The 16,880-nt window shown below is 43.9% G+C and carries 15 protein-coding genes; 1 reads left to right on the forward strand and 14 read right to left on the reverse strand.

The window, feature by feature from the left end; genetic code table 11:
- Positions 1–4: 4 nt before the first annotated feature.
- From MKY34_RS20155 to MKY34_RS20210, 12 genes are read right to left on the reverse strand one after another with little or no spacing between them, the layout of a single operon-like run.
- Positions 5–781 (reverse strand): enoyl-CoA hydratase-related protein, encoded by a 777-nt coding sequence (locus tag MKY34_RS20155; protein ID WP_342512888.1) that lies wholly within the window; start codon positions 779–781, stop codon positions 5–7.
- A 26-nt stretch (positions 782–807) separates the two neighbouring features.
- Complete coding sequence (locus MKY34_RS20160; protein WP_342512889.1) at positions 808–1,590, reverse strand: DUF169 domain-containing protein; 783 nt, start codon at positions 1,588–1,590, stop codon at positions 808–810.
- A 26-nt stretch (positions 1,591–1,616) separates the two neighbouring features.
- Positions 1,617–2,054, reverse strand: a complete 438-nt coding sequence (locus MKY34_RS20165) for a MaoC/PaaZ C-terminal domain-containing protein (RefSeq protein ID WP_342512890.1) — start codon at positions 2,052–2,054, stop codon at positions 1,617–1,619.
- 13 nt (positions 2,055–2,067) lie between these two features.
- Positions 2,068–3,603 (reverse strand): long-chain fatty acid--CoA ligase, encoded by a 1,536-nt coding sequence (locus tag MKY34_RS20170; protein ID WP_342512891.1) that lies wholly within the window; start codon positions 3,601–3,603, stop codon positions 2,068–2,070.
- A gap of 24 nt (positions 3,604–3,627) precedes the next feature.
- Positions 3,628–5,187: an AMP-binding protein gene (locus MKY34_RS20175; protein ID WP_342512892.1), complete on the reverse strand. Its 1,560-nt coding sequence runs from the start codon at positions 5,185–5,187 to the stop codon at positions 3,628–3,630.
- A gap of 19 nt (positions 5,188–5,206) precedes the next feature.
- On the reverse strand, positions 5,207–6,361 hold the full coding sequence (locus MKY34_RS20180; RefSeq protein WP_342512893.1) for an acyl-CoA dehydrogenase family protein: 1,155 nt from the start codon (positions 6,359–6,361) through the stop codon (positions 5,207–5,209).
- A 23-nt stretch (positions 6,362–6,384) separates the two neighbouring features.
- Complete coding sequence (locus MKY34_RS20185; protein WP_342515318.1) at positions 6,385–7,533, reverse strand: acyl-CoA dehydrogenase family protein; 1,149 nt, start codon at positions 7,531–7,533, stop codon at positions 6,385–6,387.
- Between the two features lie 2 nt (positions 7,534–7,535).
- Positions 7,536–7,868, reverse strand: coding sequence for a hypothetical protein (locus MKY34_RS20190; protein WP_342512894.1), 333 nt, complete (start codon positions 7,866–7,868; stop codon positions 7,536–7,538).
- Positions 7,861–9,237 (reverse strand): acyclic terpene utilization AtuA family protein, encoded by a 1,377-nt coding sequence (locus tag MKY34_RS20195; RefSeq protein WP_342512895.1) that lies wholly within the window; start codon positions 9,235–9,237, stop codon positions 7,861–7,863. The genes MKY34_RS20190 and MKY34_RS20195 overlap by 8 nt, the downstream gene beginning before the upstream one ends.
- Positions 9,238–9,255: 18 nt before the next feature.
- On the reverse strand, positions 9,256–9,465 hold the full coding sequence (locus tag MKY34_RS20200; RefSeq protein WP_342512896.1) for an acetyl-CoA carboxylase biotin carboxyl carrier protein subunit: 210 nt from the start codon (positions 9,463–9,465) through the stop codon (positions 9,256–9,258).
- Between the two features lie 14 nt (positions 9,466–9,479).
- On the reverse strand, positions 9,480–10,265 hold the full coding sequence (locus MKY34_RS20205; protein WP_342512897.1) for an enoyl-CoA hydratase-related protein: 786 nt from the start codon (positions 10,263–10,265) through the stop codon (positions 9,480–9,482).
- Positions 10,266–10,294: 29 nt separating this feature from the next.
- Positions 10,295–11,824: an acyl-CoA carboxylase subunit beta gene (locus MKY34_RS20210; protein ID WP_342512898.1), complete on the reverse strand. Its 1,530-nt coding sequence runs from the start codon at positions 11,822–11,824 to the stop codon at positions 10,295–10,297.
- Between the two features lie 287 nt (positions 11,825–12,111).
- Here MKY34_RS20210 and MKY34_RS20215 point away from each other — a divergent pair, with 287 nt between their 5' ends.
- Positions 12,112–14,253, forward strand: a complete 2,142-nt coding sequence (locus MKY34_RS20215) for a sigma 54-interacting transcriptional regulator (RefSeq protein WP_342512899.1) — start codon at positions 12,112–12,114, stop codon at positions 14,251–14,253.
- Between the two features lie 81 nt (positions 14,254–14,334).
- Here the strand turns inward: MKY34_RS20215 and MKY34_RS20220 are convergent, their stop codons facing one another.
- Together MKY34_RS20220 and MKY34_RS20225 are read right to left on the reverse strand one after the other, a co-directional pair.
- Complete coding sequence (locus MKY34_RS20220) at positions 14,335–16,359, reverse strand: TRAP transporter permease (RefSeq protein WP_342512900.1); 2,025 nt, start codon at positions 16,357–16,359, stop codon at positions 14,335–14,337.
- Positions 16,334–16,870 (reverse strand): DUF1850 domain-containing protein, encoded by a 537-nt coding sequence (locus MKY34_RS20225; protein ID WP_342512901.1) that lies wholly within the window; start codon positions 16,868–16,870, stop codon positions 16,334–16,336. Before MKY34_RS20225 ends, MKY34_RS20220 begins: the two co-directional genes overlap by 26 nt.
- Positions 16,871–16,880: the final 10 nt, after the last annotated feature.

Raw genomic sequence — 16,880 nt, forward strand, 5'->3', positions numbered from 1 at the left:
CTGTTCAACGCCCCACAAAATGAGGTGTCCGTTTTTCCGCGAACGCTTGCAACCCTTCTTTGATATCCTCGCTCTTAAACGCCTTATTGGCATAGTTCCATTCTTCGTGAAACGCAAGCTCCATCGGCAAACTTTGTAATCGAACCACAGCTTCTTTCGTTGCTTGTACTGCAATTGGGCCATTCTTACAAATCTTCTCCGCATATGATTCAGCTTCTGCTAACAGTTGACTGGACGGCACAATCTTATTGATCAAACCAATATCAAGTGCCTCTTTCGCCGTGATGGATTCTCCTGTCAATAAAATTTCCATCGCCCTGCAATAAGGGATTTGTCGAACAAGTCGTACGAGAGAACCTGCTGCCGCCATAATCGACCATTTCGGTTCAGGCAAACCAAACGTCGCGTGTTCCGCTGCAATTCGAATATCCGTCGCTTGCAGAATTTCCATGCCGCCCGCCAAGCAATGCCCATTGACTGCGGCAATAATTGGCTTCCATAATGGTGTATGTTTCAACACGACATCATCTAATAGACCCGGATCCATTGTCCCGTCAGCAATGGCGGGAATCGTTTCCTTTAAATCAGCCCCGGCACAAAATGCCTGCTCCCCTGCACCAGTTAAAATAATCACTCGAACCTCATCGTCTTCTCTCGCTTCCTTAAATGCTTCAGCAAGCTGTTGAAAGCCACTCGGAGGCATGGCATTCATGGCCTCCGGTCTATTCAACGTAATATAAGCCTTGTTTGACACTTTTTCATATAACACCCAGTTGTCCATAATAAAAAGCCCCCTTTCCCTTGCCATCAACTGCGTTTTCCGTAACTCGCCTCTAACCCACTGCGCGCATCCATTTGAATACCATACTGCGGAATCGGGTACCGCAAGCCATTCCGACTTAACTTCTCGACACCTTCGAGCGCCTTTACTAAATCAGCTGGTGCTAACGCCATTAACATTTCATCATCCAAAACACCGCCATATCGCCGCTCTGCATAACAAGGAATCGACAAGCTCGGCTCACCCGTTGCCAGCGCTCGTCCCCAGGAATCCGCACAGGAAGATTCGCCAACAACGCCCCACTCGAGCTTTTTATAATCCTTCCACTGTAAGCCGTTAATAAGAAGAATCATCTGTCCTGGTGTGGCATAAATCAAACAAATATCTGGAGGGCTTAACCGATTCGAGACAAGTGGTGACACAGCCATTGCCTCGTGTCTCCCATAAGAATTGATAGTCATTGCCGCCTGATGAGCAGCGGAATCTTGCTGATTCTCAAACCAAATACCAGCCATTTCCTTCCCCGCTAACCATTGTTCATCGCGGGGATGTAGGCCGAGAACCGCGCTGCACTGCGGCATCACCAAATCTTCTGCCGTTATCCCCACAGTCCAGCCTAATCTAGCCGCTTGTGCCACAATTTGATCAGCCGTATGGACTGATTGCGGTCGTCTAATTTTCGGGATAGCTTCCATGTCCTCAGCTTTTTCAAACATTTTCATCCCAATCGGAACCGTTTTTAAGCGCAAATAGGTATACAGCTTATCAACAATCGTCTGCCAATCGTACGTTTCTGTTGCATTTACCATGTCAATTCCACCTCTCTCGTAATCGATTATTGTTCTTTATTGATGAGTATTTTTAAGACGCCTGTCGTCACTGCTTCTCCTGTATGCTTCACAATTTTTTGAGTAGCAGTTACAACCCCTGTACCATTTCCTTTATCGAGTAAATCTGTAACCTCTAATTCCACATGAATCGTGTCATTAATAAATGTTGGGTGAATAAACCGCAAATGTTCAATACCATAAAAAGCGACAATGACTTCTGGCTCCATCACTTGTAATCCAGTAGCTACTGATAATACCAGCATGCCATGTGCGATTCTTTGTTTAAACGGTGTATTATTTTCTGCATACTCTTTATCTGTATGAAGCGGGTACCAATCTCCACTGAAGGCAGAAAACATGACGATATCTGCCTCCGTAATGGTACGTCCTCTTGAATGCCATGTTTCACCGACTTTGAAGTGGTCAAATTTTTTATTAAACATGCTTATCCCCCTTTTAGGTTAAAGAATTTTCAATCTCTTTAGAACGCAAAACGATTTTTAGAACCTTGCCTGTCGCATTTCTTGGTAACGCATCTACCAAATCAATTTGTTTCGGAATTTTAAACGTAGCCAGTTTCCCTTCACAAAATGCACGAACCGCTTGCAAATCCAGTGCCTCGTTCGGATTCTTCAAGGCAATCACTGCCTTAACAGATTCGCCCCATTTTTCATCTGGATAGCCAACAACCGCGACTTCTCGAATATTCGGATGACGGAATAACACTTGCTCCACCTCGATCGGATAGACATTTTCGCCACCTGTAATAATCATGTCCTTCATGCGGTCTACGATATAAAGAAAACCTTCTTCATCCTGTTTAGCTAGATCTCCGGTAAAAAACCAGCCATTGCGAATGGCTTCTCTCGTCGCCTCAGGCTTGTTCCAATATTCAACAAAAATATTAGGTCCCTTCACCGCTAACTCTCCTACTTGTCCAGTTGGCACTTCATGCCCATACGGATCGACAACTTTTACCTCTGTGTGTATGGGTGCTTTACCGACAGAGCCATTTTTCCTTGCACTATTTTCACCATCAAGCACTGCGACAACTGGCGCTGTTTCCGTTAGACCGAATCCTTCAAAGAACGGGATATTGCGATTTTGGAAAAACTCAATAATGGTTAGTGGGCAAGGAGCCCCGCCTGAAATATTAAAAGTTAGTGAACTTAAATCGTATTGTTCGAGCCTTGGAAACTGCGTGATAGCTAGCCACATTGCGGGTACTAGAAACAAGGCTGTAATGCTCTCACGCTCTACAAGTTCCAATGTCAATTGCGGATCGAACTTATCTTCTAGGATAACTGTCCCACCTTTGTATAAGGCCGGCGTTGTAAAGATATTCATCCCACCAATATGAAACAATGGGGCTACCGTTAATGTAATCATGTCTTCAGTAATCGGTAACGCGTCCAAACAATTGATGGCATTCCATTGGGTATTGCCATGCGTTAACACAGCTCCCTTTGGTCTGCCCGTTGTTCCAGATGTATACATCATCATATGCGCATCATCTAATCCTACGATATATTCCGGCTCTTCATGCTTCGATTTTGCAAGGAGCTGCTCATATGCCAGATGCGCTCCCATCTGCTCATCTCCCACTCGAATAAACGAACGAATTTGCGGTGTCCGCTCTGCCAATCCATTCGCAATAGCTTCCAGCCGGTCATCGTACACGAAAACAATGCCGCCTGAATCACGCACAATGTACTCGACTTCTGCAACACTTAAACGAAAGTTAATCGGCACAAAAATGGCACCGATTTTCGCACAGGCAAATAGTGTTTCCAGTAACTCATTTCGATTAAAAAGAAGTGTATTCACTCGATCGCCTTTTCTCACACCAAGATCGACAAGCGAATGTGCTAAACGATTTACACGGTCATTGAGCTGTCGATACGTAAAGCGTTTGTCTTTGTAGACGATTGCTGTTTTATTCACATGTCGATCACTATGCTTCACAAGCCATGAACCAATCCCATTTATCATAAATCGAACACCCCTTTTTTAGTGTTATTGCATACTCGTGACATCCGCAAATAAGTTTTCGTACTGTACACGCAATTTTTGCTTTTGAATTTTACCAGTCGTCGTCATTGGAAACTCTTCGACAAAGACGACCTTTTTCGGTACTTGGAACCCACCAAGATGCTCTTTACAATAAGCAATAATTTCTTCCTCCGTCACCTCTTGCCCTGCTTTTGGACGAACAAAGGCTGTTACAGCTTCAATCCACTTTTCATGCGGCAGACCGACAACGATGGCATTCTCAATCTTGTCGTAGTTTAATAGCGTCTGCTCAATTTTAATGGACGCTACATTTTCGCCACCGGTTTTAATCATGTCTTTTTTACGATCTACAAACACCATTTGGCCGTCTTCATCCCAATAACCTAAATCGCCTGTATGATGCCAACCAAATAATCGGGTTTCCTTCGTCGCTTCCTCGTTATCTAGGTAACCATTCATCACGTTAGGGCCGCGGTGGACAATTTCCCCAATTTGGCCTTTTTCCAATAGATTCCCCTCGTCGTCCATTATCGCCGTGTCATTGATAATCGCTGTCGTTCCCCAATAAGAACCGAAACGTTTCAGCTGCTCTTCTGGTTTAAAGAACATCGTTGCCGGATACATTTCCGTTTGCCCAGTTCCGAGTAAAAAGTCGGCATTTAGCTCCTCAATCCCCTTCTTCAAAGTCGTTTGATCCATAGGTGCCATAGCATATAAGCACGTTTGCAACGAGGTCAAATTATACTTTTTCCGATTCGGATGATGGATAATCGCTCGATACATCATCGGCAAGGCAAACATAAACGTTCCTTGTTCCTTTTCAATCGTTTGCATAAAATGCTCAGGTTCAAATTTACCCGCTACTACAAGCTTGGCACCAATCGTTAAGAATGACGTTAAAAATGTATGCTGCGCACAATGGAACATCGGCATGATGACCATTAGTACTTCACTTTCTTTAATGTGCAAGTCTACAATATTCCCTAGACTCGCAAGATAGACCGATAAATGGCTAATGCAAACCCCTTTCGGATTGCCCGTAGTACCACTGGTAAACATAATTTGTGCAACATCCCGATCCTGGATAGCAACATCCGGCTCTTCAGCTGATTGTCCGATAAGCGTTTCAGCGAAGGTTGTTCCACCATCTTTCTCATTGTTCACAATAATAATGGTCGAACGATCAAAGCGAGAACGATCCGCTTGCAAGAAAGCATGGTCGATAATAATCATTTTCACCTGTGCTTTGTTCAATATATACTGTTGCTCTGCACTTGAAAGACCTGGATTGACCGGCACCCAAATAAGACCTGCTTTTTGAATGCCATACATGGCAATGACATGGTCTATGGAGTTGCCACATATCGTCGCAATAGCATCCCCCTTCTTGTAACCGCTTCCAATCAAATAGTTTGCAAAACGATTACAAGCTTGGTCAAGCTCTCGATACGTGAGACGCCTCTCTCCGTCGACTAACGCCGTCTTGTTTTCATAACGACTTGCAGCCCTACGAATGATATCCCCTATTGCAACACGATTAATGACTGTAATCTCTTCTCTCATTATCACTGCCTCCGCTCCATTAATTTTCAATAATCTGCAGTTTTTTCGTGAGTATTTCATTCATAATTTGTGTCGTTCCGCCACCAATTGATTGCAGACGCGCATCACGCCAATAACGCTGAACCGGAAATTCCATCATATAGCCATTGCCACCATGGATTTGCAAGGCTTGGTCACATACCCGGCTCACCATCTCTGCCGCATAAGCTTTCGCCATCGTTGCTTCAGTTGTCACATCTTCGCCTTTGTCATATCGATAAATCGCTCGATATGTAATGCTTCTCGCCTTTTCAATGTCGATGGCCATATCCACCATCTTATGCCGAAGCACTTGGAATTGGGCCAATGGACCACCAAATTGGATTCGCTCTTTACTATAACGAACCGTTTCTTCCAACGCTTTTTCGGCTAATGCGATACTGGACAACGCCAATGTCAGCCGCTCCCATTGAAAATTGATCATAATGTACTTGAAGCCTTCATTCAGACGACCGATCAAATTCTTTTTCGGTACTTTTACATTTTCAAAATACAGTTCACCTGTATCCGACCCGCGCCAGCCTAACTTATCAAGTTTCTTACCAACCGAAAAACCTTCCCAGTTACTTTCCACAATGAATAAACTCGTGTTACGATGCCCGGGACCGTCAGCCGTTTTTGCCGCTACAACGACATAATCAGCATTCACACCATTCGTGATAAATGTTTTCGAACCATTTAATAAATAGTGATCCCCTTTATCGACCGCCTTCGTACCAATCGAAGAAACATCACTACCTGCACTAGGTTCCGTAATGCCTAATGCGGCAATTTTTTTGCCCTCAATCCCTGGCTGTAAATACTTCAGCTTCTGTTCATGATTGCCAAAGCGCCAAATCGGTGTCAACGCAATACCGATATGTGCAACAATCGCAGCACCAATACCCCCTGAACCACATTTCGTCAGTTCCTCATTAAAAATGCCATCCATGATTAAATCAGAACCGACTCCGCCGTATTCAACCGGAAACTTTGTCCCTAAATAGCCTAACGCTCCCACTCTCTCAAACACACTTCGTGGCACTGCCCCCGCCTCTTCCCACTCTTCCACAAATGGTATAATTTCTTTTTCCACAAATTTTCTGACCGCGTCACGAAACATCTTATGCTCTTCGGTAAACATCCAGTGAGTCATGTACACACTTCCTTTTCTCAGGTTCACAAGCCCATTTGTTTAGCGATGATTTCCTTCATCACTTCATCTGCTCCGCCACCAATGCGGTGTAGCCTTGTATCACGCCAAATACGCTCAATTGGATACTCTGTCATATAGCCATTGCCGCCAAAAATTTGTAGTGCCCGATCCGCCACCCAATGCGCCATTTGTGCAGCAGCTAATTTCGTCATCGAAATCTCTTTACTTGGCACTTCGCCTTTTGAAAAACGATAAGCCGTTGCATACGTCAGTTCCCTACATACTTCGATTTCTGTTTTCATCTCCGCCAATAAATGTGCAATGACTTGGAAGTTTGCAATTGGCTGATTAAATTGCTTTCTCGACTTTGCATAGTCATAGGCTAACTCATAGGCTTGCTCCGCCATGCCGATAGAGCCAGCAGCCGCAATCATTCGCTCTCCTTGGAGCTCCCACATAATATACGAGAATCCTTTTCCTTCTTCCCCTAGCAAGTTAGCATGCGGCACTCGTACATTATCAAAAATGAGTTCAGCCGTATCCGAAGAACGCATACCCACTTTGTCCAATTTCCGGCTAACTGACACACCTGGGCTGTCAAGTTCCACTATGAACAAACTAATGCCTTTGTACCCCGGTTCGTCTGACGTTCGTGTAACAAGCGTGACGAAATCGGCACGCGTCCCGTTGGTAATGAACATTTTCGATCCATTAATAATCCAGTCATCACCATCTCTACGCGCTCTCGTCTCAACGGAAGCAACGTCAGAACCGTGATTCGGCTCACTAATACCGATTGCCGCCAGCTTGTCTCCTTTTATGGCAGGCGTTAGAAAACGTTCTTGTTGATCGGCATTGCCAAATTCAGCAATGGGTGGCGTTGCCATATCTGTTTGAACCGCAATCGCCATCGGAACGCCGCCACAGCCACATTTTGCGAGTTCTTCCGCAAAAACGATACCAGCAAAATAATCGCCACCTTGACCGCCAACACTTTCCGGATAGCGTAAGCCCAAAAAGCCTAAATCTCCCATGCGCTTTAGCAATTCCAGTGGGAAAATGCCCTCTTCTTCCCACTCTTCAACAAAGGGAGTTACTTCTTTTGCAACAAATTTGCGTATTGTTGTGCGCAGAATCTCATGCTCTTCCGTAAAATAAGGTTCATATGTCATGTTCACATCTCCACTCCTTCAGGCACTTCAATTTCCATTCGCAATAAGTTGGCACTAAAACATTTCCCAAGATTATCTACTCGAATTGACGTCGAGCCCCCACCGTTCAATGCCTCTTTTAATATGAAATTAAAGGCATGAATTGTTGGCACTTCGTAACGAATTACTTCCCCGTCAACTAACCCTTGGAAATGTGCTTTCACCTTGTCTGCAGTCACTTGCTCAGCAAAAAGATTGTACATCTCCTCATTGGCAGCAAATAAACCGATGTTCACTGTATTGCCTTTATCACCAGAACGTACTTGTGCAACGTCTTTCAAAAGCATCTTAGACATACGTCCCCACCTCTTCCACGCGAATCTTCACTTGACTTTCTACCAGTTCTCTCGGGATGAGCGCCGACCACATGCCTAGTAGCTGCCTTGTTGGGATATTTCCATAGAAGCCACCTGCTGCTGGCGGACCATTCAAAAACAATGGAGGAAACAAACGACTTAACGCAGCAGCGTTTTGTTTCGTCGTCGCCCGTACCGCCATCCGTAAATAGACCTCGTTTAGGTCTTCACTTGGCTCCTGCGCAAGTGGACCGTGTAAGGAGTCATAGCCTAAGTAACTCGTATGAATTTCTTGATACTGTAACCCTTTTCTCTCAATTTGCTTGCGAATGACTTCATCTGCTTTCCTCGCTTTTTTCAACGCATCTGGCCATGAAAAGCCCATTAATACTTGCCCCATATAACCATCTTCATAGCCCATCACAACCTTTAATTGGTCAGGCTTTGGTTTCCCTTTGACGCCGCTAACCTTCACGCGATGTTCTCCGACATTCTCCAGCTTCACTTGCGTCAAATCAACGATCACATCAGGTGTGACATAGGCCGATGGATCATGTATTTCGTACAGCATCTGTTCTTTGACAGTGTCTACAGTGACAAGCCCGCCACACTCACTCACCTTCGTTAAGACAAATTCACCAGACGCATCTACTTCAGCAATGGGATAACCGATTTCTTCGACTCGTTCCACCTGCTCCCAATCGCCACTGAAGTTGCCACCTGTCGACTGGGCAGAGCACTCCAATAAATGCCCCATAAATACACCGCCTGCAAGCTGGTCCAAATCTTCTTCAGACCAACCATATTCATAGATTAAAGGCGCCAAAAATTGCGCTGTATCCGTCGTTCTGCCCGTTACAACTACGTCCGCCCCTTGTTTCAATGCCTCCACAATGGGCATTGAGCCAAGATAAGCATTGGCAAAGGTGAGTTTCTCTTTTATACGATCAATCGATGCACCTGTCTCCATATGCTCGAAAGAAACGCCTTGCGCAACAAGGTCATCAATTTGATCAATTACATTATCCCCTGTTACAACCGCCACTTTTAAATCATCCATTCCGAGCTCTTTGGCAACTCGAATGACCTCTTGCTGCGCCGCAACGGGGTTAATACCCCCCGCATTCGTCAATAGCTTAATGCCCTTGTCCTTCACATACGGAAGTAAGGCTTTCATGGACGTTGTAATATCCCGGGTATAGCCGAGATTGGCATTTTTTTGTTTGTCCTTTAGCAAAATCGCCATCGTCAATTCTGCTAAACAATCAAAACTAATGTAATCGACATTGCCATATTTGGCTGTCGCAATTGCGGGTTCGATAGTATCCCCATAAAACCCTTGTGCAGCACCAATTCGTATTTTTTTCATCCTATTAGGCCTCCTTGATTATCCAATTACGACGACAGCGTCGCCTTCTTGAACAAAGTCCCCTTCTGCTACTTTGATTTCTTTTATAGCCCCTGCATCTGTTGCTTCAATCGGAATTTCCATTTTCATTGATTCTAAAATAACAACTACGTCCCCTGCTACTACTGTATCCCCTTCACGCACTTCGATTTTCCATACGCTTCCACTCATCGGTGATTGAATGTCCATTATTTTTTCCCCCTTTATTTTCCTTGCCAGCTTGGTTTTCTTTTTTCCAAAAATGCCGATGCGCCTTCTTTCAAATCTTCACTTTGAAAGGACACAAGCCGCAATGTCGATAAATAATCAAAGGACTTCATAAAATCCATTTGTTCTGTTGTAAAATAAGCATCCATGCCCAAACTAACCGCTAATGGACTGTGTGAGGCCACCGTTTTTGCCAATGCCCACGTCTCCTCTTCCAACTGGTCATGTGGGACAATTCGGTGAACTAGTTCATAGTCTTTGGCTTTTTCCGCATCAATGATTTCAGCCGTCAGCATCAGCTCCATCGCGCGTCGATTGCCCACCGCTCGTCTTACCCATGGCAAAATGACAAACGGGACAAGCCCCAACTTTAACTCAGTCAGCCCTAGCTTCGCCTGATTGGAGGCAATCGCTAGATGTGACATCGCTACGATCCCTGTGCCGCCCCCTAATGCCGGACCATTGACAGATGCAATGATTGGTGTTTTTACCGTAGCTCCAAGCTTAAATAACTCTGTACTTTCATGCCCTTCACGATGAAGCTCGGGAATCGATTTTTCAAAGTTGGCTTTAAACTCATTCAAGTTGCCGCCCGCCGAAAATGCTTTTCCTGCACCTGTTAAAATGATGACACGGACGTCTTGATCCTGATCGGCTGTACGAATAGCCGTGATGAGCTCCGCTGTTAACGCTTCCGTTAAAGGATTTCGCATCTCGGGCAAATTCATCGTAATTTTGGCGATATGGTCAGTCACCTCATACAATATGGTTGTATAGTTCACTTTTAGTACCTCCGTATCCATAAAATCTATTACACGGGATGAATGGCATTCCGTTTGTCATACTTTTGCACTTGCTTCGTACGATAAACGTTGAATCGACGAATCACTTCTGTTCGCATTTCGTCAAAACCGACCAAATCGTCAATAATGAGCTCCGAAGCGAGTTTGAATATATCGATATCCGCTGTGTACTCTTTTCTTTTTTCAGCAATAAAAGCTGGACGTTCGTCTTCAGGAAGCGCTTGAATTTTATTGAAATAAACCGCATTAACCGCTGCTTCTGGCCCCATCACAGCAATTTGTGCACTCGGCAAAGCCAATACTGCATCCGACCCAAATGCTGGACCCGCCATCGCATATAATCCTGCACCGAAGCATTTACGTACGATGATGGAAATAATCGGAACGGATGCCTCAGACAATGCGGAAATCATTTTGGCACCATGTCGGATAATGCCACTTTGCTCTACTTTGGACCCAATCATATAGCCTGGTACATCAGACAAATACAGAAGAGGAATATCATACGCATTACAAATCATAATAAAGCGCGCCGCCTTGTCAGGAGAATCAACAAACAATGTCCCCCCCTTGACCTTCGATTGGTTGGCGACAATTCCCCTCACCTCTCCATTCAACCGTGCGAAACCTGTAATGAGTTCTGGAGCGAATAACTTTTTATACTCAAACCAACTGCCTTCATCAATGACTTGGTCAATCAGTTCATACATATCGAATGGTGTATTCGGATTTAACGGAATGATGTCTGCAATGCTTCTGCCACTTACTGGGCTTTTTCCTTCTTGCTTTGGCGGACTTTCCTGCCAATTTTGAGGCATATACGCTAAATAACGTTTACACGCATCAATCGCTTCCTCTTCACTTTCAACCAGCACATCCCCTAGTCCACTTACAGAACAATGCATTTTAGCACCGCCCATTTTATCCATCGTTGTTTTTTCTCCAATCGCCATTTCTACCATCCGCGGGGAACCGAGATAAGCACTCGAATTCTGGTCAATCATAATGACTACATCTGAAAATGCTGGGACGTAAGCTGCACCTGCTGGCGAAGGACCAAATAACACTGTAATTTGTGGCACAACGCCCGACAATTGAATTTGGTTATAGAAAATCTTTCCGCCGTGACGTTTTCCCGGGAACACATTCAGTTGTTCAGTAATCCTCGCCCCCGCAGAATCAATCAAATAGAGAATCGGAATTTTTAAGTCTGCAGCTTTTTCCTGTATGCGAATATTTTTTTCAACAGATTTCGGTCCCCATGAGCCTGCCTTGACAGTTGAATCCGCCGCTAAGAAACAAACCGGACGTCCATCAATCTCACCAACCCCTGTAATACAGCCGTCTGCTGGCAAAGATGGATCATCATTATTTGCAAAAACACCATCTTCGATAATCGAATTTGGGTCAAAAATTCTCTCTAACCGTTCGCGTACGAACATTTTTCCTTGTTCTGCATTCCGTTCATGGTATTTCTCCTGACCGCCTTTTAAAATACGTTCTTTTTCTGTATAAAATCGCTGATAATCTGCTCGCACTTGCGCTCACTCCCGATACACAAATTTTTGTCTCACTCTTTATATATGCAACTGCCGTGCCAATATTTGAAGTCGCTACAAACCTATCTTTTCTCGAAATACATGTACAACTGCTGTTAGTCAACTGTGTACATACTTCACCAAACGTCCGAAAATTCACACAGTTGTATTGATTGTTCGAATTAGATTCCTTACAATAGATAGAGTAGTGATTTTTGAAATATGTATTCTAGTACCTGACACTTGTTTGGAAAAAATCTGTTAACTGCAAAGGAGCATACGAATCATTGCGAGTTCATCAGCTATCTTCCTCAACTTTTATTAGCATCACTCGGCAAAGTACCGCAAAAGATTTGATGAAAGACTTTTTGCGCCTGCGGCAAGATATCGCCTGTGTCATTGAACAGGGGCGACTACTGGGTATCGTTACGAAGTATTCTTTATATCGGCTACTCTTGGAAAACGACTTATTAGATGTGTCCATTGAGCCTGTCATCATCGCAGATGTATTCACTGTCAATGAAGAAGATGATGCTTACTATGCGAAGGATTTATTAATCGAAAAAGGGATTGGACATGCTGTCGTTGTTAACAAATTCGGTCATGTGACAGGGATTATGGCGAAATCAGAGCTCATTAAAGGGTTGATTACGAGTACAGACAGTGTAGCCAATCGATTGAAATCACTCATGAACCATTTACATGAAGCTGTTATCTCTGTCGATTTGGACATGCGCATCACATCTATTAACACCGCCGCCTTAGCACTATTCCAACTTCCAGAAGAACAATTAATGAACCGTTCCATCTCACAATACTTCTCTAACCTCACTGCCGGTTTACAAGACTCCATTCGAACCGAACAAAGCTTCATGAAACGATTATTTTTACCGAATACGACCGCAATTGCGTCTTTCATTCCCATAAAAGAATGGACATCCGTTACTGGCGCAATGGTCGTCCTCAAAGACGTAACGGATTTTGAAAAAGTAGCACAAGAATTAGAGTCTACAAAACGTATTGAAAAAGTATTGGATAGTGCACTGGAGCTTGCGTATGATGGGGTACTTATAACCGACACAGAGGGCAAAATTACAAGAGTCAATCATAGCTTTCTCGCTTTGTTTGGCTACCAGTCACTACAGGAAGTGCTCCAGCATCCTATTAAGCAAATCATCCCGGAACTCGACTCAGACCGGAGCATCCTGCACAATGAAAAAATTGAAGGGGAACTAGTAGAGATTCGAGATAAGAAAGCAATTTTAACGCAAATGCCCATCATTCAAAACGGCAAGAAAATCGGGGCTATTTTCAAGCTTATTTTTAAACAATTAGACGTTTGGAAGGATCTCTTGCATCATATGGAGCGCTTGGAAGGTGAGATTTCTTATTATCGCGGGGAACTATTGAAAGTGTCATTTGACAACGACCCTTTCGGCTTAATTATTTCCACGAACAAAGAGATAGAGCGTCTGAAAAAAGATGCCTATATCGCTTCACAAACTTTTTCAAACATCCTAATTACAGGAGAAAGTGGCACTGGGAAGGAATTGCTTGCGGATGGCATTCACCAATCCTCTGGGAGACCAGGTGCCTTTATCAAGGTCAATTGTGGAGCGATTCCCGAAGAATTGTTGGAATCTGAGTTTTTTGGGTATGCGGACGGGGCTTTTACAGGGGCAAGAAAGGGCGGTAAACCTGGAAAATTTGAATTAGCAGAAGGCGGAACACTTTTTTTAGATGAGATTGGCGATATGCCATTATCTTTACAAGTCAAAATTTTACGGGTCTTGCAAGAAAAAGAGTTTGAAAGAATCGGCGATACCAAAACAAGAAAAGCAGATGTACGCATTTTAGCGGCAACCAATAAAAATTTGCTTGATATGGTACGCGAAGGCACTTTCCGCGAGGACTTATACTACCGCATCCATGTCATTCAGCTGCATATTCCTCCCCTTCGAGAGCGAATCGAGGATATTCCACTATTATGTGAGTTTCTGTTCGATAAATTCAAATCAAAAAAGTTCAAACAAATTGAAGGTATTACGAAAGACGCACTCGCAAAACTCACACAGTACACTTGGCCAGGCAATGTAAGGGAGTTGGAAAATGTACTCGAACGCGCCTTTCATTTTTCTTCGAGTGATTGGATTGACGTAGAGCATATTCATCTTGATAGGCATCTCGTTCCTTCGATTAAAGAACGACCTTTACTACAAGTTCAGACACCGCCAAATCCGAGCACACTAACCCCTAAAGAATTAGTCTACGAAACAGAAAGATCCGTATTACTGAAAACATTGGCAAAAACCGATGGCAACCGTACAAAAGCAGCGGAACTTCTCGGCATCAGTCGCTCAACGCTTTACTACAAACTTAAAAAATACCGCATTAAAGAACAGTCCCAGTTCAAAACTGAAGACTCCTGAATAGCCGATAGCCATAATTCATCCCAGACAAAAATCCCTTCACCACATGACAAGGTGAAGGGATTTCTACGTGCTCTTATCTTAAGACGCTACAACTACTTCTTCATCTTCGTTATCTTTGTTACGCGTCATCCATTGAACCGCAACCAATGCAACGAATAGTACAAGTCCTACAATATCTGTAATCGTCTCTGGGTAGATTAAGAGTAACCCTGTGCCTACTGCTAACAAGCGCTCAAGCCAATTGCACTTGCGGTACCAATAGCCAATCATACCGGCACCAATGGCAATCATGCCGACAATGGCTGTCATCACAACCCATAGGATTTCTGGTATCGAGGCACCCATCATTAACAGGGCTGGATTGAATACGAACATATACGGAATTATAAATGCCGCAATGGCAAGCTTTGCCGACGTAACACCCGTTTTGATGGGATCCCCACCAGATATCCCTGCTGCCGCAAAAGCAGCAAGTGCAACCGGCGGTGTAATGTCTGCAATAATCCCAAAATAGAACACAAATAGATGCGCCGATACTGCTACAACGATTGGCACCGTTGCATCTGGCGTATCCAACATCAGCAATGTAATAATTGCTGGTGCAGCAATTGTTGACGTGATAACATAGTTCGCTGTTGTCGGTGAACCCATACCAAGCACAATTGCCGCAAGCATTGTAAAGAACAATGTAAGGAAGATATTTCCGCCAGCAGCCGAAATCAACCCTGTTGCTAAGCTCAAGCCTAACCCCGTCTTAACAACAACCCCAACAATAATCCCCGCGCATGCCGTCGCTGCAGCAACAGCGAGTGCTGTACGCGCTCCGTCAACCAATGCATGAATCATATCTTTGAAACCAAGACGCGTTGACTTGTCAAACGAACTGACAACAATTGTTAATACAATCCCCAACAGTGCAGCTTTCATTGTTGGAATACCGATTAAGAGGAAGACAATAATCCCGAGTATCGGCAATAGTAAATAGATTTTCTTCAGTGTTTCTTTGCGATCAGGGATTTGATCTTCCGACATCCCTTTTAGCCCAACACGCTTCGCTTCAAAATGCGTCATAATCCAAACACCTGTAAAATATAAAAGTGCTGGAATAGCAGCTGCTTTCGCAATTTGCCAATACGTTACGCCGCCAATGAATTCAACCATCAGGAAGGCAGCAGCCCCCATAATCGGTGGCATAATTTGCCCACCAGTCGACGCAGCAGCTTCAACCCCACCGGCAAACTCCTTTTTATAGCCCAACTTTTTCATCATGGGAATCGTATAAGAACCTGACCCCACAACGTTGGCAACAGAGCTTCCTGAAATCGTCCCTTGTAAGGCACTTGAGAAAATGGCGACCTTTGCAGGGCCTCCGACTAATCGCCCCGCTAACACAACCGCAAGATCGTTGAAATAGTTACCGACACCCGTTTTCACCAAGAAAGATCCAAATAATAAGAACACGAAGATGAACGTTGCGGATACACTAATCGGTGTCCCTAATATTCCATCTGTTGTAAAGAACATCAATTGAACGAGGCTTTCAAGGTCCTGCCCACGATGCGCAAGGAACCCGGGAAAGTATGGCCCGAAAAATGCATAGACCAAAAATGTGCTTGCAATAATCGTAATCGGCAAGCCAACCGCTCGTCTCGCTGCTTCTAACGTGAGTAATATGGCTAAAATCCCAATGATGAGATCTAGCGTCGAAACTCTCCCTACCCGTAACACAAGATCATCGATGAGTATCGGCCAATATAGACCTACACCTATCGAGAGTAGTGACAAAATCACATCATAGAAGGGTACCTTATTGCGTTTGACGCCAATCTTCTTCCTTGCCGGGAATAATATGAAGATAAGTGCTAATGCAAATCCTAAGTGAATAGAACGTTGGACATACGCGGTAAAGGGAGTACCTATCGCCGTATATAATTGAAAGACCGAAAATGCTAGTAAACCAAAAAAGACAATCTTCTTAAAAATACCGCCCACATTGCGTGTATTCGATTCCGGGTCATACTTTTGAAGAATCTCTAACTGTTCTTCTTCCGTAAGCATCTTGAATTCCTCTGTTTCCTCATGCTGCTTTGGTTCTGTTGTCATTCAAGTTTCCCCCTCTCAGCATTTGATAGTAGGACAATTTCGTTACACTAAATGCGTACGACTTTCCTCTTTCCAATTGCTGTTTCAAATTTATTTCCTTATTCAAATAACGAAAAGCTAAATCGGCATCGACATCACCGATTAATAAGACAAATGAATCAATGACATTATCTTCATATGTAAGCGTATACAAACCATCTTGAAAAGAAAACGTTTCTCCTTCTTCTGCCGAGCCTGGTAAACCGATTGCTAAATCTTCATATTGCATGGATAATAGCTGGATTTTTTGATTAGCCGTCACTTCATAAGTCTCAAAGACATCCGACAAATGAATGGAATGCACGTATCTTATCTGGAATCCACGTTCACTTTCAAGTGGCAGATAATAAACCTTAGGATTTTCTGTTCGATGTTCTGTGAAAGTAAATGCCTCTTTCATGGGTATAAAAAAGATGATTAGCCCTACAAACGCTATAAACAGAATGGGCGGAACGACTATTTTCCTGTTCATCCGCTTCTTC

Origin of the sequence: Sporosarcina sp. FSL K6-1522 (genome assembly GCF_038622445.1) — a bacterium.
GTDB lineage: Bacteria > Bacillota > Bacilli > Bacillales_A > Planococcaceae > Sporosarcina.